We start from the raw sequence: 23296 nt of genomic DNA, 5'->3' as shown, positions 1-23296 counted from the left end.
CAGGCGGCCAAATCTCTTCGAAGAGATTTGCAACGTCCTCCGAAGGACGTTGCGCCTCAGTCCAGCAACCTCAGTTGACCGGGGTCAGCAGGTCCTTGCCCTCGATGAAGGCCGCGATGTTGTCGCGCTGGAGCTGGCCCATGGCGGTGCGGGTCTCACGCGTGGCCGAGGCCTGGTGCGGCTGCAGCACCGCGTTTTCCAGCGACAGGAACCGCGTGTCGGGGTTGGGCTCATTGAGGAACACGTCCAGCCCCGCCCCGGCGATGGTGCCCTTCTGCAGCGCCTCGATCAGCGCCTCCTCGTCGACCGTGGTACCGCGGGAGATATTGATCAGCACGCCGGTCGGACCCAGAGCCTCCAACACTTCCTTGGTCACGTAGCCCGCGGTGGCCGGGCCGCCGACGAGGGCGATCACCAGGAAATCCACCTCGCGCGCCAACGACACCGGATCGGCGTGGAAGGTCCAGCCCGGCGTCTCCTTCTCGGAGCGCGCGTGGTAGTGCATCTCTATCTTGAAGGCGGCCAGACGGTCGGCGATCTCGCGCCCGATCCGGCCCATGCCGAGGATGCCCGCCTTCTGTCCGCTCATCTTGCGCTGCAGCGGATGCGCGCCCTCCTTGCCCCAGGCGCCCGAGCGCACCCGCGCCTCTGCGCCGCGCATGTCGCGGCAATAGTCGAGCAGCATGGCCACGGCGAGGTCCGCCACGTCGTCGTTCAGCACGTCGGGCGTGTTGGTCACCTTGATGCCGCGCGCCGAGGCGTCCCCCACGTTGATCGCATCATAGCCCACGCCGAAGTTCGCGATCAGGCCGAGACCCGGAAAGGCATCCATCTGCGCGCCAGCAAAGGGACTGTGGCCATAGAAGGCGATGGCCTTCACCCCCTTGCGCGTGTCTTCGTCCAGCGCCTGCGCGGCGTCGAGGCTTTCCACATGGGTCCAGCCCAGCTCCGCCAGCGGCTCGCGGCTCATCTGGTCGGGCTTGCCGACTGCCAGTACGTCCGTCATCTCTTCGATCCTTTCAGCTCAAGCCAGCGCCGCGCGCAGGGGGGCGAGCCAGCCAAGGCCCGCCACCGTATCCCCGCTGCGCGGCTTGTATTCCGCGCCCACCGGCGCCTCCCACCCGGCCTCGGCAAAGGAGGCCAGCAGGCGTTCGAAGCAGACCTCGCCACCATCGGGCTCGCCGCGGTCGGGCACGGCGGCGATCTGCACGTGACCGATCATCGGCAGATGCGTGGCGAAGCGCTTCGTCAGGTCGCCCTGCATGATCTGCGTGTGGTAACAGTCGAACATGATCCGCAGGTTGCCCTGCCCAAGCGCCTCGACAATCTCGGCGGCATGTTCGACGCGGCTGAGGTGATAGCCCGCCACGTCGCGATGGTTGATCGGCTCGATCAGCACGCCCATGCCCGCCGCGCCCGCCAGATCGCAGGCGAGGGTCAGCGTCTCACGGTAAGCCGCCTCGGCCCCGGCCCCGCCATCGGTGCGGCCCGCCATAACATGCACGTTCTTCGCCCCGATCGCCGCGCCATAGGCCACCGCCTGGCGCACCGCTGCAGCGGCGTCTTCGCGCCGGTCCGGCAGCGCGGCGAGGCCGAAGTCGCCGTTTGCCACGTCGCCCGGCACGGTGTTCAGCCCGAGCATGTCAAAGCCGGTCTCCTCGAGCGCCGCCTTCATCTCCTCGGGCGGCACGTCATAAGGGAAGTGGCACTCCACCGCATCGAAGCCGTCGCGCTTGGCCGCGCGGATGCGCTCGGGCAGCGGCAGCTCGGTGTAGAGAAAGCCGATATTGGCGGAAAACTTCATGTCTCAGTCCCAGTCCACGTCAAACTTGTCGACCACCCGCTGCACCTGCCCGGAGGTGAGCATGCGCGGCTGGTGCCCCTTGAGCAGCAGCGCCAGCTTGGCGGTCTCTTCCAGTTCCTCCATCGCGTAGACGGCGGCCTCGAGGTCCTTGCCCGCCACCACGGGGCCGTGGTTGGCCAGCACCACCGCCGAGCGCTTGCCGGCAAGGCCGCGCACCGCGTCGCCCATCGCCGGGTCGCCCGGCACGAAGAACGGCAGCAGCCGCACCTTGCCGAGCCGCATGACCGCGTAGGCGGTGAGCGGCGGCAAGAGGTTCTCGGGGTCGATGTCGGGCATCATCGACCAGGCCACCGCATGGGTCGAATGCAGGTGCACCACCGCCCCGGTCGTGCCACGCGTCTCGTAGAAGGCGCTGTGCAGCGGCATCTCCTTGGTCGGCTGGTCACCACCGATCAGCATGCCTCTTTCGTCGAAACGCGACAGCCGCGCCGGGTCGAGGCTGCCGAAACTCGAGCCGGTGGGCGAGACCAGCAACCCGCCGTCCTCGGTGCGGGCCGAGATATTGCCCGAGGCCCCGCCTGTGAGGCCGCGCGCGAACATCGAGGCGGCCATCTCGCAGATCTGCTCGCGCAGCTTGCTCTCGCTCATGCCCCCTGCTCCATCACACGCGCCGCCTTGGCAAAGAAGTCGGCCGCTCCGAAGTTCCCCGACTTCAGCGCCAGCACCATGTCGCCCGCCCGCATGACCGGCACGCCCGGATCGATCTCGGGGCCGATCTCCAGCGCCTCGGGCGCCAGCGCCTCGACCACCGCACCCGAGGTCTCGCCCCCGGCGCTGATGATGCGCTTCACGCCCTTGGAGGCCAGCGCCGCGGCGGTCCGGGCAAAGAGCCCTTCCAGCGCGGCGGCGACCTTTTCGCGGCCATGCTTTTTCTGCGTGGCCGCCACCGTTGCCGGCTCCGCAGAAGAATAGATCAGCGGCAGCCCGTCCTGCGCCAGCGCCCAGTCGGCGAGGGAGTCGGCGTCTAGACCGCCAAGCGCCTCTTCGGCGGTAACCTCACGCTTCGGCCCGCCGTGGGCGGCAACCTGCGCCCGCGTGGCGTTGGAGCAGGAGCCCGACAGCGCGACCACCTGCCCGCCCTGCCCGGTCCAGGCACCTGCCTTGCCGGACAGAGCGAAGTTGCCCGGCAGGCCGAGCGCGATACCCGACCCTCCGGTGAGCAGTTTCGCGCCCTTGAGCGCGGCGCCCCAGGTCAGAAGATCCTCGTCGCGGATCGCGTCGGCGATGACGAAGCCGCGGCCCTCTTCCGCCTCGGACGCCAGCCTCGCACGGATCGCGTCCGGCCCCTGCCAGACAGTACTGGCGGGCACGTGGCCGACGCCCCGCGACACTTGGGCGGCGAGCACGCGGCGCAGGTCGGGGTCTTTCATCGGGGTCAGCGGGTGGTTTTCCATGCCCGACTCCGACAGCAGATGATCCTGCACGAAGAGATGGCCCTGATAGATCGTCCGCCCCGTCGCCGGGAAGGCCGGGCAGAAGATCACGCTTTCCGTCCCCAGCGCATCCGCGAGCGCCTCGGCCACCGGGCCGATGTTGCCCTCGGCGGTGGAATCAAAGGTCGAGCAATACTTGAAGAGGAATTGCTGGCACCCCTGCGCCTTCAGCCACTCCAGCGCCTCGAGCGAGAGCTTCACCGCCTCGGCGGCAGGAATGGAGCGCGATTTCAGCGCCACCACCCCGGCCTCGACCTCCGGCGCCGCGTCGCCCTTCGGCACGCCCACGTATTGCACGGTGCGCATGCCCTGTTTGACCAGCGTGTTGCCGAGATCGCTGGAGCCGGTGAAATCGTCGCCGATACAGCCCAGCAGCATCAGTCGTCTCCCGGCAGGCTGAGGCCCGCCGCGCGCGCGTAGACCTTGACCACCGCGGCATCGTCGATCAGCCCGTCGCCCGCCTCGGCGGCGGTTTTGAACTGCCCGAGCGCAGCCTCTGTCATCGGCACCGGCAACTTGGCCTCGCCCGCGATGCCGCCGACGATGCCGAGATCCTTTGGCCAGATGTTGACCGCCGAGCGCGGCGTGTAGTCACCGTCGACGATATGCGGGCCGCGGTTCTCGAACATCCAGCTGGTTCCCGCCGAGGCCGAGATCACCTCGACGATGCGCGCTGGCTCGAGCCCCTGGCTGACCCCGAGGGCCATCGCCTCGCCCATGGCGGCGAGATGCACCCCCGCCAGAAGCTGGTTCACCGCCTTCATCGCGCTGCCCGCTCCGGCTTCGTTGCCCAGACGGTGCACTGTCGCGGCCATGGAAGCGAGCGCGGGCGCGGCGGCCTCGAAGGCCTCCGGCGTGCCCGAGGCCATGATCGACAGCTGACCCTGCGCGGCCTTGATCGCCCCGCCGGAGATCGGCGCGTCGAGGTAGTGCAGCCCCTTGGCCGAAGCGAGGTCCGCGAATTCGCGCGCCTGGCTCGGCGCGATGGTGGCGCAGGAAATGATTGCCGCCCCCTCCGGCAGATGCTCGGCCGCGCCGCCCGGACCGAAAAGGACCTCGCGCGTCTGCGCAGCGTTCAGCACCACGCAGACCAGCACCGAGCTTGCGCCCAGCGCCTCTGCAAGGCCGCCCGGCGCGCCGCCTTCGGCTTCGAAGGCCGCGGTCCGCTCGCTCGAGATATCCAGCCCGTGCACCGTGTGCCCGTCGCGCAGCAGGGACTGCGCCATACCCATGCCCATCGAGCCGAGCCCGATCACCGTGATCTCTGCCAAAGTGCTCCTCCCGCAAAATGGTATACCAAATGAAGATGAAGCCTGCGGGCCGGAGTGTCAATCCGGCTGGCGCCCCCGCAACCGCCGACGGGCACCGGGCAGGACGGGCACTGGGCAGGATGCCCGAGCGGGAGGGCGGTTCTGCCGCAATGCCCGGCCTTTCTCGGTCCCGATGCCTTGGACGAAGACCACCCCGCAAATGAACGCGCTCCTCGCTGGCGAGTTGCGCCAGCTCGCTTGACAGCTCGAAGAACGACCCCCTACCCTTCCCCTATTTCGTGTTCCGGAGGGGCACATGCAGATAGAGACCATTGAATTGTCTCAAATTGATTTTCGAGCACTGGATGTGCAAAAGGTCGTCAGGGCACGATACGGAAAACAGGATCATTCCCGCTGGATTTTCTCCACACGCAGCGAGGCATCCGCGAATGGCAGCCGGCTCTTCTACAAGGTCTGGAACCGCAATCACATCCGCAGGGACAATCTGCTCGCCGCGCTGGAAAGCGGGTTCTATGACAGCTCGACCGTGCCGGCGCTGCGCGCCCTGATCTTCTCGGGCGGGCTCTGTCGGGGCTACGTCATGGAGGAATGTTTCAAGTCACGAAAAAAGGACAAGAGTTTCTTCGACCTCGTGGCCCAGCGTACCGCCGAGACACGCTATTTCGCCGTTCAGTTCGGGCAGGCCCACACGATGGAATGGCAAGGGCAACCCTCGATGATCGATCTTGAGGGCGTCTATCCGGTGGCCGACCTGCATCTCGTCCGCGCCCATTTCAGCGCCTTCGCCAGCGCTGACTACGCGATGCTGGTGGAGTCTCTCTTCCGCGAACAATCGAAGGCGGCTGATTTTCCAGTAGGAGATTTACCCCTGGAACAGCACCACTCCTGGCTTCACCAACCTTTCAGAAAATCCCTTCAGACCGCGCGCAAATACCAGGGGAAAGCGCTTTCGAAACTGTTTCCGCGTCACGGGCTTATCGAGCGCTGATGGCGCGCCCCGCTCAGAGAGCACGACCGCAATTTCTTGCAGTCGCGCAAACTGCAAGAAGATCCGGGCAATGACGTCACCCGGGACGGCAGACACGGAAAAGCCGCGCTCCTTGGGCGGGCGCGGCTCTCAGCTCGGGCCTTGCGGCGCTCAGGCGCGGTGGGCGCCGTCGGCCAGGGACTTCACGAAGGCGAGCACCTCCGACACCGGCTTGCCTTCCGCCATGGCACCCACGATCGCCGAACCGACCACGCAGCCATCGGCGACGGAGGCGATGCTCTCGGCGGTCTCGGGGGTGCGAATGCCGAAGCCGACGATGACCGGCAGATCGGTGCCCGCCTTGATCCGCGCGACCTCGGGGCCGACGTCGGTGGCCTGGGCAGCGGCAGCACCGGTGATGCCGGTGATCGAGACGTAGTAGACGAAGCCCGAGGTGTTCTGCAGCACCTTGGGCAGGCGCTTGTCGTCGGTGGTCGGCGTCGCCAGTCGGATGAAGTTGAGACCCGCTTTCTGCGCCGGGATGCAGAGCTCTTCGTCCTCTTCGGGCGGAAGGTCGACGATGATCAACCCGTCGATACCTGCCTCCCGCGCCTCTTCGAGGAACTTGTCGACGCCGTGGCTGTAGATCGGGTTGTAATAGCCCATCAGGACGATCGGGGTGGTGTCATCGCCGGTGCGGAAGTCGCGCACCATCTGCAGCGTGCGGTTGAGCGTCATGCCCGCCTCCAGCGCGCGCTGACCGGCGAGCTGGATGGTCTCGCCATCGGCCATGGGATCGGTGAAGGGCAAGCCCAGCTCGATCACGTCGACACCTGCGCCCGGCAGCCCGCGCACCAGCTCGAGCGAGCGATCGTAATCGGGGTCCCCGGCCATAACGTAGGCGACGAAGCCCTTCTTTCCCTCGGCCTTCAGGGCGGCGAACTTGGCGTCGATACGGGTCATGGCGGTCCTTCCCTTGGCAGGCGAGTCTCTGGCGGCTCTCTAACCGGGGGCGCGGGCCTCCCGGAATGTCGCGAAACCTGTGCCGGATACGTAAGGGAAAATCAATGGCCCCTCTGGACCTTCGAGGCTTTGGCCTGAATGGTGTGCCCGAGGAGAGAAGGAGGACGACATGCGCATTCTGTTCACCGGCGGCAGCGGCAAGGCGGGGCGGCACGTGGTGCGGCACCTCGCCGATGAGGGTCACCGCATCCTGAACGCGGACCTTTCGCCGCTGGGGCTTCCCGGCGTGCCGGACTTGATCACCGACCTGACCGACCCCGGGCAGGTCTGGGGCGCGATGACCTCCTACGCCGGCTTCGAAGAGCTGGAGCCCGGCAGCGGCCTGCCGAAATTCGACGCTGTGGTGCATTTCGGCGCGCTCGCCCGCATCCTGATCAAGCCCGACTGCGAGACCTACCGGGTCAACACGCTGTCGACCTACAACGTGCTCGAGGCGGCGGCGAAGCTGGACATTCCCAAGGTGGTCTTCGCCAGCTCCGAGACCACCTACGGCATCTGCTTCGCCGACGGGGAGCGCAAACCCGAATACCTGCCCATCGACGAGGAGCACCCGGTGGTGCCCGAGGACGCCTACGCGCTGTCGAAGGTCTCGAACGAGGTGACCGCACGCGGCATCCAGCGCCGCACCGGGCAGGACATCTACGGGCTGCGCATCTCGAACGTCTGCGAGGTCGAGGACTATCACCGCGACTTCCCGGCCTATGCCGAGGACCCGGCCCCGAGGCTGCGCAACATCTTCGGCTACATCGACGTGCGCGACCTGTCGCAGATGGTCAGCCGCTGTCTCGCCACCGACGGACTGGGATTCGAGCTGTTCAACGTCGCCAATGACGACCTTGCCGTGCCGCAAGACAACGAGACGCTGCGCGCGCACTTCTACGACGGCGTGCCGGTGAAGACCCCGATGCAGCCGCGACAGGCCTTCTACAGCAATGCCAAGGCGCGGCGGATGCTCGGGTTTTCACCGCAGCACGATTGGCGCAGCACGCTGGGGGGCTGAGCCAAGGGCGCGATTTGACAGGTATCAAGGCAGGGCGCAGGCTGTTGGCGCAGGCTGCCTGCAGCCAAAGGCTTGAGGATACCGCCATGACCGAGATGCCGAAAGCGCCCGACCCCGAGGAGCCCGCCACCGAAACGGATGCTGCCGGCTCCCCCCCGGCGCCCGCCCCCGCAGCCGGGCTCGCGCTGCCCGAAGCGCCGGTCCACGTCGCCCGCCGACGCGGACCGACTCCGGACGAGATCCGTCGCGCCTTCGAGACCGGCGAGTATCCCTACACCAAGAAGATGGCCCGTCGCGGCTACGAGTTGCAGAAGGCGCGGCTGCAGGCCGAACTGCTGAAGGTGCAGCTCTGGGCGCAGGAAACCGGCCAGAAGTTCGTGCTGCTTTTCGAAGGGCGCGACGCCGCCGGCAAAGGCGGCACGATCAAGCGCTTCACCGAGCATCTCAACCCCCGCCACGCCCGCGTCGTGGCGCTCAACAAGCCCAGCATCGAGGAGCGCGGGCAATGGTATTTCCAGCGCTACGTGGAGCACCTGCCCACCGCCGGGGAGATCGTGCTCTACGACCGCTCTTGGTACAACCGCGCCGGGGTCGAACGGGTGATGGGCTTTTGCGAGCCCAACGAGTACCTCGAGTTCATGCGTCAGACGCCCGAGCTGGAACGGATGCTCGTGCGCTCCGGCATCCGGCTCTACAAGTACTGGTTCTCGGTCACCCGCGAGGAACAGAAGACCCGCTTCAAGAGCCGCGAGACCGACCCGCTCAAGCAGTGGAAGCTCTCGCCCATCGACAAAGCGAGCCTCGGCAAGTGGGACGAGTACACCGAGGCCAAGGAGGCGATGTTCTTCTACACCGACACCGCCGACGCACCTTGGACCGTGGTCAAGTCCGACGACAAGAAACGCGCGCGTATCAACTGCATGCGGCACTTCCTGTCGACGCTGGACTACCCCGGCAAGGACCGGCACATCGCCGCCCTTCCCGATCCGCTGATCGTCGGCGGCGCGGCGCATGTCATCCACCGGTCGGAGCATATTCTCGGCGCCACTCCCGGTCCGAACGGCGACCTCTGAGCGCCAGAGGCGGCGGGACGGTCAAAGCCGCTTGCCGAGCCAGTCCTGCAGCGGCTGCAGCCGCGCGTAGCATTGCAGCAGCGTCGCCACCGGGTCGGGGGTCAGCGCCTCGAAGATGCCATCGATCCACAGCACGCAGCCGGGTCGCCGCATCAGCTCCTCCCGGGGGCCGGGCGGGACCTCGGTCCCGGGGTCCGGGGCCGGGTCGATCCGCCCGCCGATGCGAGAGATGATGTGCTCCAGCTCGTCGCCCTCGCGGCCCATGAGCGCCGCCTGCCACGCCAGCATCTGCCGACCGTCGAAGCCAAGGATGCCCGCCCCCGCCGTGGCGTAGCCCCCGGACAATGCAAAATACCAGGCACGCCCGTCCGGCAACGACCAGAGGGCATGCAAATGCGTGTGAAAGGGCAGCTTGTCATCACTGAAGCGGACGTCGCGATGCGGCCGGAACAGTTTCGGTCTCGGCCGATCTCCGCTCAGCACCTCGAGCTCCGGGGTGAGCTGGGCGATCATCAACTCGGCCGGACGCTTGACCTCGCTGTCGTAGCGCTGCTTGTTGGCGTTGAACCACGCCCTGTCGTTGTTTGCCTCGAGTTCGGACAGGAAACGCCGCGCCTGGGGCGCGAACGCCGTTAGATCAATCAAACTAGCCATCAAAAATTTTTCCCAAGGGAATCATGTCTCAAATAAGGCCAGCCTATCATGAAGTCGCGAAATGACATGCCCCTAGGTAAACCGAAGATTTACCTTTCGCCCCGGACGCGTGCGATCACATTGGCTTTCGCGGCGCTCATTGGGGTTACAACCGCCCTGCCCGTGGCGGCGCATCCGCATGTCTTTGCCGACGTCGGGCTCGCGCTCGACCTCGATGCCGACCGGCAGGTGGTCTCGATCGAGGTGACCTGGCGTTACGACGACTTCTTCTCGCTGCTGATCCTCGAGGACATGAGTCTCGACCCCGATGGCGACGGCGCGCTGACCTCCGAAGAGCTGACTGCGCTGGAGCGCTTCGACCTCGACAACTGGTATGAAGGCTTCGAGGGCGATCTTTACGTGTACTCCGGCGGCGAGAAACTGGCGCTCGGCGCGCCGGAGTTCGTCTCGGTCCGCCTCGACGCGGGGCGCATCACCTCGGTGCACCGGCGCAGCGTCGATCCGGCGCCCGCCGGCGGGCTGGTGATCGAGCCCTACGATCCCACGTATTACATCGCCTTCGAAGCAAGCCTGCCGATCACCCTGCCCGCGCCGTGCTCCGCCGAGGTCCGCAAGCCCGATCTCGACGCGGCCGCGCAGAAGATGCAGGCCGAGCTGGCGCAGATCCCCGAGGACCAGTTCCTCGAGATTGAGCCGGGCCGCGATTTCGCCGACCGCATCGAGGTGACATGCGCGGGCTCCTGACCGTCGGCGCGCTGGCGGTGCTGGGGCTGGCGGTTTGGCTCTGGGGCTTTGACGGCGCGGACCGGATCGTCCTGCTGGCCAGGGATGGACAGCGCGAGGCGCAGAACGCCATGGCCCGTGGCCTGCGGGCCCTGCGCGCGGGCGAGCCGGGCGCTCTGCTGGCGCTGATGACCGTGTGCTTCGGCTACGGCTTCTTCCACGCCGCCGGCCCCGGCCACGGCAAGCTGCTGATCGGCGGCTACGGCCTCGGGCGGCGCGTGACGCTCTGGCGGCTCTCGGCGCTGGCCGTGGCCTCAAGCCTTGCGCAGGCAGGTGCGGCCGTGCTGCTGGTCTACGCCGGCGTTTGGCTGCTGGGCTGGGGCCGCGAGCGAATGACCTCGGCCGCCGAGGATTGGTTCGCCCCTGCAAGCTACGCGGCGATCACGGCGATCGGCCTCTGGCTGCTGCTGCGCGGCGGGCGCAGGCTCTGGGCCGCGCGCAAGGCACACCATCCACACGACCACGACCACGACCACGGGGGCATCTGCCGGAGCTGCGGCCATGCCCATGGCCCCAGCCTCGAGCAGGCGGAAAAGGTCCATTCGCTGCGCGATGCGCTACTGCTGGTCGGGGCCATCGCCATCCGGCCCTGCACCGGCGCGCTCTTTCTGCTGATCCTGACATGGCGCATGGGCATCGCCAGCGCCGGCATTCTCGGCGCCTTCGCCATGGGGCTGGGCACGGCGAGCGTGACGCTGGTGGTCGCGCTGGCCTCGGTCACCCTGCGCGAAGGCACGCTGACACGCTTCGCCGCCGGTCCCGGCAGCATCCGGGCGCTGGCGTTGATCGAGGCCGCCGCAGGCGCTTTGGTCACAGTCATGGCAGTGCAACTGCTCAGGAGTACACTCTGAGGTTGCGCGACTCTCCCCCGCCCCCTAAAGCCCATTCATGACGCACGAGCTCCCCTATTCCGCCCATATCCGCGCCGTTCTGGTGATGGGCCTGCCGCTGATCGGCGGCCATCTGGCGCAGCTGACCATCGGTCTCACCGACACGGTGATGATGGGCCGCTACGGGGTGCCCGAGCTTGCCGCGCTCAGCCTGTCGATGACCGTCTTCTCGGTGCTCTTCCTTTTCGGATCGGGCTTTGCCTTCGCCGTCATGCCGATGGTCGCGCAATATGCCGCGCGCGGAGACGAACCGAACGTGCGCCGCGCCACGCGCATGGCGCTCTGGCTCTCGACCGGCTTCTTCCTGCTGGCTCTGCCACTGTTCTGGTTCGCCAAACCTCTGCTGCTGACGCTCGGCCAGACCGATCTCGTCGCGTCCAATGCGCAGGCCTACCTGCGCATCGCCGGCGTCGGGCTGCTGCCGGCGCTCGGCGTCATGGTATTCAAGAGCTACCTTGCGGCGCTGGAGCACACCCGCGCAGTGCTGTGGATCACCGTCGCCGCCGCGGTGGTCAACGGGCTGGCCAACTACGCGCTGATCTTCGGCAAGTGGGGCGCTCCCGAGCTTGGCATCACCGGCGCCGCCATCGCCTCGCTCTTTGCCCATGGCGCCGCCTTCGTGGGCGTTGTCCTCTACGCGCGCCTGCGCCTGCCCGAGCATCAGATCTGGTTCCATTTCTGGCGTCCCGACATGGAGATGCTGCGCGAGGTCTTCCACCTCGGCTGGCCCATCGGCCTCACCACGCTGGCCGAGGTCGGGCTTTTTGCCGCCACCGCCGTCATGGTCGGCTGGCTCGGCACCGTACCGCTCGCGGCGCATGGCATCGCCATGCAGCTTTCGGGGGCGATCTTCATGGTGCACCTCGGCCTGTCGAACGTCGCCACGGTGCGCGCGGGGCAGGCCATGGGCCGCAGCGACCTGTCCTATCTCACTCGCGGCACCATGGCGGCGCAGGTGCTGTCGCTGGGCATCGTGGTGATCACCGTCATCCTCTTCCTCGGCATCCCCGAAACGCTGATCGGCCTGTTCCTCTCGCCGGACGACCCCGACCGCGCGCAAATCCTCCGCGTCGGCACCCTGCTGCTGGCCATGGCGGCGGTGTTCCAGCTGGTGGACTCGATCCAGGTCATCGTGCTCGGCGTGCTCCGCGGGATGCAGGACACGAAGGTGCCGATGCTGATCGCCGCGGTGTCCTACTGGCTGGTCGGCATGCCGGTGGCCTACGTGCTAGGCTTCCCGCTCGGCTATGGCGCGGGCGGCGTCTGGATGGGGCTGAGCCTCGGCCTCGGGCTGGCCTCCGCGCTGCTCTACTGGCGCTTCTGGCACCGGCAGGTGCCGCATCTGTCAGGCCTCGCGCTTGCAAGGGGCGCAGACGGCGACTAGAAGCGGCGCGATCATACGCCAAGCCCGAGCCAAGGAGCACGACATGGGATTTCGCATGGGGATCGTGGGTCTGCCCAACGTGGGCAAATCGACCCTGTTCAACGCCCTGACCAAGACCGCCGCCGCGCAGGCGGCCAACTTCCCCTTCTGCACGATCGAGCCCAACGTCGGTGACGTGGCGGTGCCCGACCCGCGGCTGGACACGCTGGCCGAGATCGCCGGCTCGAAGCAGATCATCCCCACCCGGATGACCTTCGTCGACATCGCCGGCCTGGTGAAGGGCGCGTCGAAGGGCGAAGGCCTCGGCAACCAGTTCCTCGCCAACATCCGCGAGACCGACGCCATCGCCCACGTGCTGCGCTGCTTCGAGGATGACGACGTCACCCATGTTGACGGCCGCGTCGACCCGGTGGCCGATGCCGAGACCATCGAGACCGAGCTGATCATCGCCGACATGGAAAGCTTGGAAAAACGCCTGCAGAACATCACGCGCAAGGTGCGCGGCGGCGACAAGGAGGCGGTCCAGCAGGAGCGCCTGATGAAGGACGCCATGGCGATGCTCGAGCAGGGCAAACCGGCGCGCCTCGTGGAGGTCGATGCCGAGGACACCAAGCAATGGCGCATGCTGCAGCTGCTGACCTCCAAGCCCGTGCTCTACGTCTGCAACGTCGACGAGTCCGAGGCCGCCACCGGCAACGCCCTGTCGGCAAAGGTCGCCGAGATGGCCGCCGCGCAGGGCAACAGCCACGTGGTGATCTCCGCCAAGATCGAGGAAGAAATCAGCCAGCTCGACGCCGAGGAAGCCGAGATGTTCCTCTCGGAGCTCGGCCTCGAGGAGGCCGGTCTCGACCGGTTGATCCGCGCCGGCTACGAGCTGCTGCACCTCGAGACCTATTTCACCGTCGGCCCGAAGGAAGCCCGCGCCTGGACCATCAAGCACGGCACCGCGGCACCGCAGGCCGCCGGCGTGATCCACGGCGACTTCGAGCGCGGCTTCATCCGCGCCGAGACCATCGCCTACGACGACTACGTCGCCGCCAAGGGTGAGCAGGGCGCCAAGGAAGCCGGCAAGATGCGCGCCGAGGGCAAGGGCTACGTGGTCAAGGACGGCGACGTGCTGCACTTCCTGTTCAACACCTAATCCGGCCGACCAGCCCGGACTGAAGCGCGGCGCTCCCCGAAGGGCGCCGCGCTTTTGTTTTGCCGGAGAGCAGGCCTGCCACCGGCCAACCGCAACGAACAAGGCGCGGCCCAAAATGACCGCGCCCTTCTTCTCTTTCAAAATACGCCGGGGTGAATTGGCCGCAGGCCAAGAGGGGCAGCGCCCCTCTCCTTCCCCGCGATCAGGCCATCAGGCCGCCGCCGCGGTCCCTGCTTCCAGCCCTGCCGCCTCGTCGCAGCCGAGCATGATGTTGAGGTTCTGCACCGCGGCCCCCGAGGCCCCCTTGCCGAGGTTGTCGAGCACGCCGATCAGCGTCACCGCGCCGGTTGCCGGGTTGCCATGCACCGAGAGCTCCAGCGCGTTGGTGCCGTTGAGTCGCTGCGGCATCACCCGTGGCTCGTGGACCGACGCATCGACCACCGTCACGAAACGCTCGCCGGCATAGGCCGCCTTCAGCGCCGCCTCTGCGGCCGCCATGCCTTCGCTGCCCATGGCCGGCAGCTGCACCGCCACCGCCATGCCCTGCGCGTAGGCCCCCACCGAGGGGACGAAGACCGGCACCGCACTCAGCAGCCCGTGCTTGACGATCTCCGGCAGATGCTTGTGGCCCTGCCCTGCCGCGTAGAGGAACGAACCCGAGGTCTCGCCGCTTTCATACTCGGCGATCATGCCCTTGCCGCCGCCGGTGTAGCCCGACACGCCCGAGATCGCCGGGCCCGAGGCCGGGTCGATCAGCCCGGCGCCGACCAGCGGGCGAATGAGCGCGATGGCGCAGGTCGACCAGCAGCCGGGGTTCGAGACGTATTGCGCCGCCGCGATGGCCTCGCGCTGCCCCTCGGCCATCTCGGCGAAGCCGAAGACCCAGCCCTCGGCGACGCGGTGCGCGGTCGAGGCGTCGATGATCTTGGTGCCATGCGGCTCGGCCAGCGTCACGGTCTCGCGCGCGGCGTCATCGGGCAGGCAGAGAATGGCGACATCGGCCTCGGCCAGCGCCTCGGAGCGCGCACCGGCGTCCTTGCGTCGGGCCGGGTCCACCTGAACGAGCGTGATGTCCGCGCGCTGCTCCAGCCGCTCGCGGATCTGCAGACCGGTCGTGCCGGCCTCGCCGTCGATGAACACCTTGTGGGCCATGGCCTTCTCTCCTTGGGTAAACGTGGCGACGCCTTAGCACGGGCAGCGCTGCAGATAAACTATCCTGCCCGCGCACCGGGTCAAAAGCCTTCGAAGGCTTTTGCAAGTTTCTTCGAAGAAACTTGCCCCTACCCTTTCTCGTGGAAGAAGTCGTAGATGCGCTCGGCCAGCGCTTCGCTGACGCCGTCCACCGCCTTGAGATCCGCCAGATTCGCCCGCGCCACCGCTTTGGCCGAGCCGAAGTGCTGCAAGAGCGCGCGCTTGCGCGCCGCGCCGACGCCGGGCACCTCGTCGAGCGGGTTGGCCATCTGCGCCTTGGCGCGCTTGGCGCGGTGCGTACCGATCGCCCAGCGGTGCGCCTCGTCGCGCAGGCGCTGGATAAAGTAGAGCACCGGGTCGTTGCGCTGCAGCGCGAAGGGCCGCGTGCCGATGCGGTGGAACTCTTCCTTGCCATGGTCGCGGTCGACGCCCTTGGCGACACCCACCATGGGGATGTCCTCGACGCCGAATTCCTGCATGATCTCCCAGACCGCCGAGACCTGACCGGCGCCACCATCGATCAGCAGCAGGTCGGGCCAGAGCCCCTTCTCCCGGTCCGGATCCTCCTTCAGAAGCCGCGTAAAGCGGCGCGTCAGCACCTCCTTCATCATGCCGAAGTCGTCGCCCGGCACCAGGTCTTCGCCGCGGATGTTGTACTTGCGGTACTGGTTCTTCATGTAGCCTTCGGGACCGGCGACGATCATCCCGCCGACGGCATTGGTGCCCATGATGTGCGAGTTGTCGTAGACCTCGATGCGCTGCGGCGGCCCGTCGAGGCCGAAAGCCTCCCCCACCCCGCGCAAAAGCTTGGCCTGGGTCGCGGTCTCGGCCATACGCCGCGCGAGGCTCTCGCGGGCGTTGCGCGCCGCGCCCTCGATCAGCTCGGCCTTCTCGCCGCGCTTCGGCACGGCGATCTCGACCTTGCGGCCCAGCTTGCCGGTCAGCGCCTCGGACATCAGGTCGGCGTTCTCGATCTCGTGGCTGAGCAGCAGCAGGCGCGGCGGCTCCTTGCTGTCGTAGAACTGGCCGAGGAAGGCCTCGAGCACCTCCGCCTCCTCCACGTCCTCGCCGACGCGTGGGTAAAAGTCGCGGTTGCCCCAGTTCTGGCCCGAACGGATGAAGAAGACCTGCACGCAGGCCTGCCCGTGCTCGAGGTGCAGCGCCACCACGTCCGCCTCCTCGACGCCCTGCGGGTTGATGCCCTGCACCGATTGCACCTGCGTCAGCGCGCGGATGCGGTCACGCAGTGCCGCGGCGCGCTCGAATTCCATCGCCTCGGAGGCCGCCATCATCTGGTCCGCCAGCCGCGCCTGCATCTCGGTCGACTTGCCCGACAGGAACCGCTGCGCATCCGCGACGCTCTCGGCGTAGTCCGCTTTCGAGATCTCTCCGGTGCAGGGTCCGGAGCAGCGCCGGATCTGGAACAGCAGGCAGGGGCGCGTGCGGCTCTCGAACATAGAATCGGTGCAATTGCGCAGCAGGAACACCCGCTGCAGCTGGGTCAGGGTGCGATTCACCGCCCCGGCGCTGGCGAAGGGTCCGTAATAGGCGCCCTTCTCCGTCTTCGCGCCGCGGTGCTTCTTGATCTGCGGGAAGTCATGCCCGGTGGTGACGAGGATGTTCGGGAAGCTCTTGTCGTCGCGCAGCAGCACGTTGAACTTCGGCTTGAGCTGCTTGATCAGGTTCTGTTCGAGCAACAGCGCCTCGGTCTCGGTGCGCGTCGTAAGGAACATCATCGAGGCGGTGTCCGAGATCATCCGCGTGATGCGCCGCGAATGCTGCGCCGAGGGCCGCGAGTAGCTCGACACCCGCGCCTTGAGGTTGCGCGCCTTGCCGACGTAGAGCACCCGGCTCTGGTCATCGAGCATGCGGTAGACCCCCGGGCTGGAATCCAGCGTCCGCAGGTAGCCCTGGATGACCTCGTAGCCGCGTTTCGGCGCCGTTTTCTGGATGTCTGCTTCGTCGTCCATCACGTCGTTTCCGGTCTGTTCACGGCTTGCCTTGATTCTGGCCCTCGCTGCAATGCCGGACCCCCGAGATCAAGGATGATTACATCCACCGTTCTTGTGGATAACCCTGAGGGTCAAATCCCGGCTTCGCTGATTTTCCCTTGAATCTGGGCGGTTTCGTTGATTTGCTCGATTTTTAGGCGATTTTATAAGATACTGATTTAACGTAAAATTTTTCCGCAACCCGCTTCAAACCCTTGAAAGCTTGACGCTTTCCTAACGGTTCCGTGAAGCCCCTGTGACACGTGTACAACTTGCCGCAGGGACTCTTCTGGGCGTCGCCACAGGGACTCCCCAAACCGGGCAAACTTCGCCCTTATTCGCGGTCGCAGGTGTCCGGAGTTTCCCAGGCGAGGTGCTGGCCGCCATCGGTACAGAGGAACTGCCCCGTGACCCCCGGCGCGTCGAGGAAGTAGCCGAGCGCACCGCAGATGTCTTCCGGGTTCGACCCGCGCTGCAGGACCGTCGCGGCGCGCTGCTTGGCGAAGCCCTCCGCGCTTTGATCGGCCCCCTGCAGGGTCGGGCCGGGTCCGATGGCATTGATCCGCACCTTCGGCGCCAGCGCCCGGGCACCGGTCTGGGTCAGCGTCCAGAGCGCCGACTTGGCCAGCGTGTAGCTGATGAACTCCGGGGTGAGCTTGCGCAGCCGCTGATCGAGCATGTTGACGCAGAGCGCCCGCGCACGCGGCTCGCCACGATCGTCTGTCTCGGCCTCGGGGGCCTGCGCCGCGAAGCGCTGCAGCAGCACGAAGGGCGCGCGCAGGTTCGATTCCATCGCCCGGTCCCAGCTGGCGCGCGTCGCCGTGTCCACATCGTCATGCTCGAAGATCGAGGCGTTGTTGACCAGAACGCCCAGCGGCCCGCCGAGCGCCTCGGCCGCGCGTGCCACGAGCGCTTCGCTCTGCGCCTCCTGCAGCAGATCCGCCTGCAGCGTCACCGCCTGGCGGCCCATGGCGCGGAGCTGCGCTGCGACCTCTTCGGCCGCCTCTGCCGAGCCGCCGTAGTGCACGGCAACGTCAAAGCCCCGGTCCCCCAGATAGAGCGCCATGGCGCGGCCCAGCCGCTTGCCCGCGCCGGTGACCAGCGCGCGTTTCTCGATACCCATAGGTCCTTCCCCCGTAACGTCGATCAGATCAGCACGGCTGCCACGTAGCCCACGTAGAGCGCCGACAGGATCACCCCCCAGATACGGCCTATGTCACGGCCAAGGAAGACGAAAGGCACGAGGATCAGGGACGCCGCGAGCATGACCCAAAGGTCGAAGCTGAGGAACTGCGGGTCAACCGGCATCGGCTTGATCAGCGAGGCGACCCCGATGATGGCCAGCAGGTTGAAGACGTTCGAGCCGATCACGTTGCCCAGTGCCACGTCGGCCTGCTTGCGGATCGCCGCCATGACCGTGGTCGCCAGCTCGGGCAGCGAGGTGCCCAGCGCCACCAGTGTCAGACCGATGACCGTGTCGGGCACACCGAACATCTCGGCGATCTCCGTGGCGCTGTCGATCAGCAGGCTGGCCCCCACCGGAAGGCCGACGAGGCCCAGCACGAGGAAAAGAGCGATCTTCCAGCCGGGCATGTCGGGATCGGCGCCTTCGGGCTCTTCCAGCTCCTCGACCTCGCAGGCCTCCTTGCCATTCTTGCGGTGGCAGAGCGCATCCCGCACCGAATCCCAGAGGATTGCCGCCATCACCGCCAGCATCACCAGACCCGCGATCCAGTCGAAGACCCCGCGGAAGGCCAGCGCGATGAACAGCAGCGTTGCGCCGAGCATGATGAGGTAGCTCTTGCGCGTGTCGTGGGTCGAGGAATGGATCACCGTTATGAGCGCCGGGATGCCGAGCACCAGGAGCACGTTGGCAGTGTTGGAGCCAACCACGTTGCCCAGTGCGATCCCCGGCACGCCGTCGAGCGCGGCCTGGATGGAAATCAGCAGTTCCGGGGCCGAGGTGCCGAAGGCGACGATGGTCAGGCTGACGATCAACGCCGGGATCCCCATGCGCAGCGACAGGTTCACCGCCCCTTTGACCAACGCATCCCCCGCCAGAAGCAGGATCACAAGGCCCAGGGCCGCGTAGACAAAAACCATTTCAGACCTTTCGTTCGCCGCAGGGGCACGGGCCCTTGCCGATCTTGTGCCGGCCGCAGCGCGGACATTTCTTTCCCGCCTCACGGCGGCTCAGTCGCCCGATCCCGGGCATGCGCAGCTTGCCGAATATTCCCAGCACCGCGATCACCACGAGAAAAAGGGCGACGATCTTTGCAAGCATCTCAGAGACCGAAACGCGCGTAGCTCGCGCGCTCCTCGACCAGACCCAGCGTTTCTTCGGCGAGGCTCAGGCCGATCCGCGGGATCAGCCGCTTCTTGGCGCCGTAGCGGCGGAACTTCACCTTGTCGCCGAAACGCGCCTTCATGCCCGGCACCAGATGCGCCACGCCGTCGGCAAGCCCCACCTCGACCGCCGAGCGACCGATCCAGATCTCGCCGGTGAAGAGGTCGGGGTCGTTCTTCAGCTTGCCGCCCCGGCGCGCTTTGACCTGCGCGATGAAGGTCTCGTGCAGCTGCCCCAGGATGCGGTTCAGCCGGGCCACGTCTTCCTCGGTCTCGGGGCGGAACGGGTCGAGCATGCTTTTGGACTTGCCGGCGGTGTGCACCCGCCGTTCGATCCCCTGGCGATTGAGGAAGACCTGTGCGCCGAAGCCCGCCGAGATCACCCCGATCGAGCCGAGGATCGAGCTTTCGTCGGCAAAAATCTCGTCCGCCGCCGAGGCGATCCAGTAGCCGCCCGAGGCCGCCACGTCCTCGACGAAGGCATAGACCGGCACCTTCGTCTCTTCTGATAGGCGGCGGATGCGCGCGCCAATCAGCGAGCTTTGCACCGGCGAGCCACCGGGAGAGTTGATCTCCAGCGCCACCGCCTTCGGTTTGCCGCGACGAAAGGCGCGCTCGAGCACAGGCGCCAGCGCCGCGTCGTTCAGCGAGCCCCGCCCCTGCAGCCCGATGGCGCCCTGCAGGCGCACGACCGAGACGAGAGGCTTGGATTTCAGGAAGGGGATCGGGATTTGCATGCGGGTGATGTAGACACCCCCCGGTGCGACGACAAGGCACCGGCAAAAAGAACCTTTGCCTGATGCCGAGGGGCCCTCGCGCGCCGCCAGAAAACTGCGGCGGAGCCCATCTCAAGCGCGCCCCCGGGGGCTGGCGGGACTGGCCCGAAAGTCTTTCGGAGACGCGCAGGGACGCCCGCAGACCGCCCTGCCCCGGACTGCTCAGGCCTGCGGGGGCTGACCATTCGAAGCCGACAGACCGCCGTCCACGGGCAGGTTCACGCCGTTGATGAAACAGGCGTCGCGCGAGGCGAGAAAGCAGATCGCCGCGGCGACATCCTCGGGCTCGCCCGGACGTCCGAGCGGCAGGCGCTCCATGAACTTTTCCATCAGCGCGTCATTGTCGAACATGTCCCCGGTCAGCGCCGAGCGGGTGATCGACGGGTTCACCGCGTTGACCCGCACCCCCGACTGCCGCGCGTCCAGCGCCAGCGCATGGGTCAGGTTGGTCACCCCGCCCTTCGCAGCATTATAGGCAAACATGTTCCAGTCGCCGCCCGTGCCCGACACCGAGGAGGTGTTGACCACGTTGCCGCCGGACTTGCGCAGCGCCGGCCAGGCGGCACGGGTGACCATGTAGAGCCCGGTGAGATCTGTATCGATCACCTTGTCCCAGGCCGCGCGATCAACCTCCTCGATGCTGCCCATGACCGCGGTGCCAGCGTTGTTGACCAGCACGTCGATGCCACCGAAGCGCGCCTCGGTCTCGGCGGCGATGCGCGTGGCATCCTCTTCCTTCGAGACGTCGGCCACGATCTTAAGCACCTGTGCTTCGGGCAGGTCGCCCGCAGCCTGCGCAAGGTCCTCTTCGCTGCGCGCCACCATGGCGACATTGGCACCCTCCAGCGCAAAACGGCGGACCGTCGCGCGGCCGATGCCGGTGCTGGCGCCGGTGACGATCACTGTGGCGCTCTGAAACCGATCCAGTGTCTCGTAAGGGGCATTGGCGGGATTGGCTGCAATATCTTTCATCTCGGTCTCCGTCTCTCGCGCCGAAGTGCGGCGCCTTGAGAAGGAAACCGCGCTCCCCCGCCTGCCCGTTCCCGTTTCCGATGGCACTTGGTCGTGAGCCCGGAGTGAGGCATCGCCGTCGCAATGTCCCTCCCTGCCGCAGAGTTGCCAAGGGCCCAGACAAGGAAAGACGCCCCCGCAGTCTCCTGCAGGGGCGCCCCGTTTCTGTTTTCCGAATTGCCGGCCCGGCAGGCCGGGAGCCTCACCCCGCGGCGCGGGCCGAGGGCTTGAAGCTGATCCGGTCGGAGACGGTGAAACGCCCGCCGCCAGTCTTCTCGATCTTGCCGTCGCGCAGCAGTTGACCGAAGCTGCGCAGCCGATCCTCACGGCTGGAGTCCTGCCCCTCGACCTGGCGCACCTTGGTCATCAGCTGCGGGCGCGAGAACTGCTCGCAGCCCTCGACGTAGGACAGGTAGGAGGCCGCCGCTTCGAGCAGTTCGGGAAGGTCATGCGCGCCGACGCTCTCTGCGTAATCGGCAAAGCCTCCCTGACCTTCGCCTTCCGGCCCGTCGACGTCCGCGAGGGTCACCCGGCGCGGACGCAGCGGCGCCGCGGGGACCTGTTCGACGGATTCGTCGACACGCTGCTCGGCGACGAGCTTCAGCGGTGCCGGGCGCTGCGGCGCCTCCTCGACCGGACGCTCGCTGCGGGTTGTCGCAGACGGACGGCGCGGGCGCACCACGTCCGCGAGATCCTCGCGGTAGGGCTGCGCCTGGGCTTCGGCATCCTTCTTGCGTCCGAGCAGGCGATCGGCGCGAGTGGCCGCCACGGCGGCGCGCAGATGCGCAATCGCGCTGCGCCGACGGTTGCCCTCGGGCTCTTCCATCTGGGTGTTCGTCTCATCGAGGATACGCGAGGCGTCATTGTCCTTGACGCTCTGTTCGGTGAGCATGACCCGCGCCGGGCTCGACAGCTTCACTGCCTTGCGCACATCCTCAGTCGCCATGCGGGAAATGGCATCCTCAAGCTCGTCGACTTGGAGCTCGGCGGCCTCCTGCTCGGCGGGCTCATCAAAGGCCGCCGCGAAGTCGGCATCCTCCTCGTCGTCGAAGTCGGGCGTCTCGTGCTCCGCCTCATCGGCCTCCGCGGCCACGGTCGCAGTATCGACCTCGCCGGACTCGTCCCAGGCGGCATCGTCCCAATCGGCGTCATCCCAATTGCCCGCCTCGGCGGTCTCGGCCTCGAGGTCGGCAAGCACCGCCTCGGCCTCCACCGGGAGTTCGGCACCGGGCGCAGCGGAGAGCGAATCGAGATCCTCGACCTCGTCCCACTCGTCCTCGAGACCGGCTGCAAGCTCTGCCTTGACCGCTTCGAGCTCGCGCGCGAGCTCCGCCTCGTCCTCGGCGCTGAGGCTGCTCGAGGGTTTCGGCTCGTCCACCTTTTCAAGCTGGCCGGAGGCAACAGCCGTGTCGAAGGCGGCACGGGTCACCTTGACCACGCGTACGCGGCGCGGCGTGCGGCGCGGCGCGGCATCGGTTGCCTCGGCAGCGGGGGTTTCGGCAGTCGGAGTTGCCACCGCAGGCTCGGGCTGCGCCGCGAGATCGGGGGTCAGCGCCAGCGGTGCGGGGCTGGTGGCAAGAGCCTCGACGGGCTCCGGTGCCTCGTCGTCGACCGCGTCCGTCGCCTCGATCAGGCTCTCGGCAAGACCCGGCTCCTCGGTCTCCTCTTCCTCTACGCGCGATGCCGAGTCGTCGGATGCCAGCGCACCGAGCATGGCGGAAACGGCGGCAATGGTGTCAGCGCCATCCTCTGCCTCTGCCGACTCGTCCAGGTCGTCGCCCGTCTCCTCGGCCAGCGCCGGGGACGCCGCCGCACCACCTGAAACGACGGCACGGATACGGCGAAGCTTGGCGGCGACGCTGTCCATCGCCTCGTCTTCCGGCAGGTCGTGCGCAGCTCTGGCGGGGTCGGCAAGGCTGGCTCCGGCGCGACCGGAGACCGCGAAATCGGCTTCCTCGTAGTCGTAATCCGCCTCCGAGCCCTGCCCCGCCTCGGCGGCGAAGAAGGCAGCCTCGGCGGCGAGGCTGTCCTCGCCCGGCAAGTCGACCTCCTGCTCGGCGGCGAGCGCGATCTCGGCCTCTGCCTCGGCGGCGACCCGCGCCGCGGTACTGGCCAGGGCGTCTTCCATGCCGCGGTCGGCGTCCGGTCCGATCACCGGCTCGGAGGAAACCACCGGTGCCACAGAGGCCGGAGCGGGGGTGGCAACATCGGCGAGCGGGCCACGCAGAACGAGACGGCCCCCCTGCGCTTCTGCATCCACCTGTGCCTGCAGCAGCTGAGCAGCGAGTTCAGGATCGAATTGCGGCGGCTCCGCCCCAAAGAAGCGATCCTCGCGCACCACCCCCCGAAAGAATTGCGTCGTGTCCTTGACCACACCAAGGGGATCCTCGAAGCCTTCCGCCGTGCAGGAGAAAGTGCCGTAGGACACCGTCAGGATCTTGCTTGAACTCACCATGTTCCGCTCACTTTTCACTCGGTCTGCAACAGATTGTTTACCA

The 23296-nt window shown here is 67.2% G+C and carries 21 protein-coding genes; 7 read left to right on the top strand and 14 right to left on the bottom strand.

The genetic code is table 11. From position 1 onward, the window contains the following. Nucleotides 1–70 precede the first annotated feature (70 nt). Genes BM397_RS11420 through ltnD form a run of 5 tightly spaced genes read right to left on the bottom strand, consistent with a single transcriptional unit; the run spans nucleotide 71 to nucleotide 4568 of the window. On the bottom strand, nucleotides 71–1006 hold the full coding sequence (locus BM397_RS11420; protein ID WP_092424004.1) for a 2-hydroxyacid dehydrogenase: 936 nt from the start codon (nucleotides 1004–1006) through the stop codon (nucleotides 71–73). A gap of 18 nt (nucleotides 1007–1024) precedes the next feature. Next, nucleotides 1025–1804 (bottom strand): hydroxypyruvate isomerase family protein, encoded by a 780-nt coding sequence (locus BM397_RS11415; RefSeq protein WP_092424002.1) that lies wholly within the window; start codon nucleotides 1802–1804, stop codon nucleotides 1025–1027. 3 nt (nucleotides 1805–1807) lie between these two features. Beyond that, on the bottom strand, nucleotides 1808–2452 hold the full coding sequence (gene otnC, locus BM397_RS11410) for a 3-oxo-tetronate 4-phosphate decarboxylase (RefSeq protein WP_092424000.1): 645 nt from the start codon (nucleotides 2450–2452) through the stop codon (nucleotides 1808–1810). Then, nucleotides 2449–3675 (bottom strand): 3-oxo-tetronate kinase, encoded by a 1227-nt coding sequence (gene otnK, locus BM397_RS11405; RefSeq protein ID WP_092423998.1) that lies wholly within the window; start codon nucleotides 3673–3675, stop codon nucleotides 2449–2451. Before otnK ends, otnC begins: the two co-directional genes overlap by 4 nt. Beyond that, a complete protein-coding gene (gene ltnD, locus BM397_RS11400) occupies nucleotides 3675–4568 on the bottom strand; it encodes an L-threonate dehydrogenase (protein WP_092423996.1) in 894 nt (297 codons plus the stop codon). Before ltnD ends, otnK begins: the two co-directional genes overlap by 1 nt. Nucleotides 4569–4863: 295 nt before the next feature. Here ltnD and BM397_RS11395 point away from each other — a divergent pair, with 295 nt between their 5' ends. After that, complete coding sequence (locus BM397_RS11395; protein WP_092423994.1) at nucleotides 4864–5556, top strand: hypothetical protein; 693 nt, start codon at nucleotides 4864–4866, stop codon at nucleotides 5554–5556. Nucleotides 5557–5706: 150 nt separating this feature from the next. Here BM397_RS11395 and trpA read toward each other — a convergent pair whose 3' ends face one another. Beyond that, the gene (trpA, locus tag BM397_RS11390; protein WP_092423992.1) at nucleotides 5707–6498 is read right to left on the bottom strand and encodes a tryptophan synthase subunit alpha; all 792 of its coding nucleotides are present in this window, start codon (nucleotides 6496–6498) and stop codon (nucleotides 5707–5709) included. Between the two features lie 169 nt (nucleotides 6499–6667). On the opposite strand from trpA, the gene BM397_RS11385 reads away from it, so the two are divergent. Continuing rightward, nucleotides 6668–7558: an NAD-dependent epimerase/dehydratase family protein gene (locus BM397_RS11385; protein ID WP_092423990.1), complete on the top strand. Its 891-nt coding sequence runs from the start codon at nucleotides 6668–6670 to the stop codon at nucleotides 7556–7558. 86 nt (nucleotides 7559–7644) lie between these two features. Beyond that, nucleotides 7645–8631 (top strand): polyphosphate kinase 2, encoded by a 987-nt coding sequence (ppk2, locus tag BM397_RS11380; RefSeq protein WP_092423988.1) that lies wholly within the window; start codon nucleotides 7645–7647, stop codon nucleotides 8629–8631. A gap of 21 nt (nucleotides 8632–8652) precedes the next feature. On the opposite strand, the gene BM397_RS11375 is transcribed toward ppk2, so the two are convergent. Continuing rightward, nucleotides 8653–9285 carry a DUF2461 family protein gene (locus BM397_RS11375; RefSeq protein ID WP_092423986.1) on the bottom strand — a complete coding sequence of 211 codons (633 nt, stop codon included), beginning with the start codon at nucleotides 9283–9285 and terminating at the stop codon, nucleotides 8653–8655. Between the two features lie 66 nt (nucleotides 9286–9351). Between BM397_RS11375 and BM397_RS11370 the strand changes: the two genes are divergently transcribed. From BM397_RS11370 to ychF, 4 genes are read left to right on the top strand one after another with little or no spacing between them, the layout of a single operon-like run. After that, the gene (locus BM397_RS11370; protein ID WP_092423984.1) at nucleotides 9352–10029 is read left to right on the top strand and encodes a DUF1007 family protein; all 678 of its coding nucleotides are present in this window, start codon (nucleotides 9352–9354) and stop codon (nucleotides 10027–10029) included. Further along, nucleotides 10014–10919, top strand: coding sequence for a nickel/cobalt transporter (locus BM397_RS11365; RefSeq protein WP_092423981.1), 906 nt, complete (start codon nucleotides 10014–10016; stop codon nucleotides 10917–10919). The genes BM397_RS11370 and BM397_RS11365 overlap by 16 nt, the downstream gene beginning before the upstream one ends. Before the next feature lie 37 nt (nucleotides 10920–10956). After that, nucleotides 10957–12342, top strand: coding sequence for an MATE family efflux transporter (locus BM397_RS11360; protein WP_092423979.1), 1386 nt, complete (start codon nucleotides 10957–10959; stop codon nucleotides 12340–12342). Between the two features lie 43 nt (nucleotides 12343–12385). Then, on the top strand, nucleotides 12386–13483 hold the full coding sequence (gene ychF, locus BM397_RS11355; protein WP_092423977.1) for a redox-regulated ATPase YchF: 1098 nt from the start codon (nucleotides 12386–12388) through the stop codon (nucleotides 13481–13483). Nucleotides 13484–13693: 210 nt separating this feature from the next. On the opposite strand, the gene argC is transcribed toward ychF, so the two are convergent. From argC to BM397_RS11315, 7 genes are all read right to left on the bottom strand, one after another. Next, complete coding sequence (gene argC, locus BM397_RS11350) at nucleotides 13694–14635, bottom strand: N-acetyl-gamma-glutamyl-phosphate reductase (protein WP_092423974.1); 942 nt, start codon at nucleotides 14633–14635, stop codon at nucleotides 13694–13696. 128 nt (nucleotides 14636–14763) lie between these two features. Then, nucleotides 14764–16644 (bottom strand): excinuclease ABC subunit UvrC, encoded by a 1881-nt coding sequence (gene uvrC / locus BM397_RS11345; protein ID WP_092423972.1) that lies wholly within the window; start codon nucleotides 16642–16644, stop codon nucleotides 14764–14766. Nucleotides 16645–16999: 355 nt separating this feature from the next. After that, nucleotides 17000–17788, bottom strand: coding sequence for an SDR family oxidoreductase (locus BM397_RS11340; protein ID WP_092423970.1), 789 nt, complete (start codon nucleotides 17786–17788; stop codon nucleotides 17000–17002). 23 nt (nucleotides 17789–17811) lie between these two features. Continuing rightward, on the bottom strand, nucleotides 17812–18768 hold the full coding sequence (locus BM397_RS11335; RefSeq protein ID WP_092423968.1) for a calcium/sodium antiporter: 957 nt from the start codon (nucleotides 18766–18768) through the stop codon (nucleotides 17812–17814). 182 nt (nucleotides 18769–18950) lie between these two features. Further along, entirely contained in the window at nucleotides 18951–19748 is a 798-nt protein-coding gene (locus BM397_RS11325; protein ID WP_092423964.1) for a S49 family peptidase, read from the bottom strand. A gap of 201 nt (nucleotides 19749–19949) precedes the next feature. After that, entirely contained in the window at nucleotides 19950–20759 is an 810-nt protein-coding gene (gene budC, locus BM397_RS11320) for a meso-2,3-butanediol dehydrogenase (protein ID WP_218124870.1), read from the bottom strand. A gap of 241 nt (nucleotides 20760–21000) precedes the next feature. Beyond that, entirely contained in the window at nucleotides 21001–23253 is a 2253-nt protein-coding gene (locus BM397_RS11315) for a hypothetical protein (RefSeq protein ID WP_092423962.1), read from the bottom strand. Nucleotides 23254–23296 lie beyond the last annotated feature (43 nt).

The sequence above is a fragment of the Alloyangia pacifica genome (assembly GCF_900116195.1).
In the GTDB taxonomy this organism is placed as follows: domain Bacteria; phylum Pseudomonadota; class Alphaproteobacteria; order Rhodobacterales; family Rhodobacteraceae; genus Salipiger; species Salipiger pacificus.
The sequence above is the reverse complement of the archived record's forward strand: the minus strand, read 5'-3'. Positions and strand labels throughout refer to the sequence as shown.

Excerpts from the sequence above, each read along its gene's own strand:
- otnK (WP_092423998.1), bottom strand. The coding sequence starts at position 3,675 with ATGCTGCTGGGCTGTATCGGCGACGATTTCACCGGCTCCAGCGATCTC.
- BM397_RS11395 (WP_092423994.1), top strand. The coding sequence starts at position 4,864 with ATGCAGATAGAGACCATTGAATTGTCTCAAATTGATTTTCGAGCACTG.
- budC (WP_218124870.1), bottom strand. The coding sequence starts at position 20,759 with ATGAAAGATATTGCAGCCAATCCCGCCAATGCCCCTTACGAGACACTG.
- BM397_RS11370 (WP_092423984.1), top strand. The coding sequence starts at position 9,352 with ATGCCCCTAGGTAAACCGAAGATTTACCTTTCGCCCCGGACGCGTGCG.
- ychF (WP_092423977.1), top strand. The coding sequence starts at position 12,386 with ATGGGATTTCGCATGGGGATCGTGGGTCTGCCCAACGTGGGCAAATCG.
- BM397_RS11340 (WP_092423970.1), bottom strand. The coding sequence starts at position 17,788 with ATGGGTATCGAGAAACGCGCGCTGGTCACCGGCGCGGGCAAGCGGCTG.
- BM397_RS11325 (WP_092423964.1), bottom strand. The coding sequence starts at position 19,748 with ATGCAAATCCCGATCCCCTTCCTGAAATCCAAGCCTCTCGTCTCGGTC.
- trpA (WP_092423992.1), bottom strand. The coding sequence starts at position 6,498 with ATGACCCGTATCGACGCCAAGTTCGCCGCCCTGAAGGCCGAGGGAAAG.
- ppk2 (WP_092423988.1), top strand. The coding sequence starts at position 7,645 with ATGACCGAGATGCCGAAAGCGCCCGACCCCGAGGAGCCCGCCACCGAA.
- argC (WP_092423974.1), bottom strand. The coding sequence starts at position 14,635 with ATGGCCCACAAGGTGTTCATCGACGGCGAGGCCGGCACGACCGGTCTG.
- BM397_RS11415 (WP_092424002.1), bottom strand. The coding sequence starts at position 1,804 with ATGAAGTTTTCCGCCAATATCGGCTTTCTCTACACCGAGCTGCCGCTG.
- BM397_RS11335 (WP_092423968.1), bottom strand. The coding sequence starts at position 18,768 with ATGGTTTTTGTCTACGCGGCCCTGGGCCTTGTGATCCTGCTTCTGGCG.
- BM397_RS11385 (WP_092423990.1), top strand. The coding sequence starts at position 6,668 with ATGCGCATTCTGTTCACCGGCGGCAGCGGCAAGGCGGGGCGGCACGTG.
- BM397_RS11315 (WP_092423962.1), bottom strand. The coding sequence starts at position 23,253 with ATGGTGAGTTCAAGCAAGATCCTGACGGTGTCCTACGGCACTTTCTCC.
- uvrC (WP_092423972.1), bottom strand. The coding sequence starts at position 16,644 with ATGGACGACGAAGCAGACATCCAGAAAACGGCGCCGAAACGCGGCTAC.
- BM397_RS11365 (WP_092423981.1), top strand. The coding sequence starts at position 10,014 with ATGCGCGGGCTCCTGACCGTCGGCGCGCTGGCGGTGCTGGGGCTGGCG.
- BM397_RS11420 (WP_092424004.1), bottom strand. The coding sequence starts at position 1,006 with ATGACGGACGTACTGGCAGTCGGCAAGCCCGACCAGATGAGCCGCGAG.
- otnC (WP_092424000.1), bottom strand. The coding sequence starts at position 2,452 with ATGAGCGAGAGCAAGCTGCGCGAGCAGATCTGCGAGATGGCCGCCTCG.
- BM397_RS11360 (WP_092423979.1), top strand. The coding sequence starts at position 10,957 with ATGACGCACGAGCTCCCCTATTCCGCCCATATCCGCGCCGTTCTGGTG.
- BM397_RS11375 (WP_092423986.1), bottom strand. The coding sequence starts at position 9,285 with ATGGCTAGTTTGATTGATCTAACGGCGTTCGCGCCCCAGGCGCGGCGT.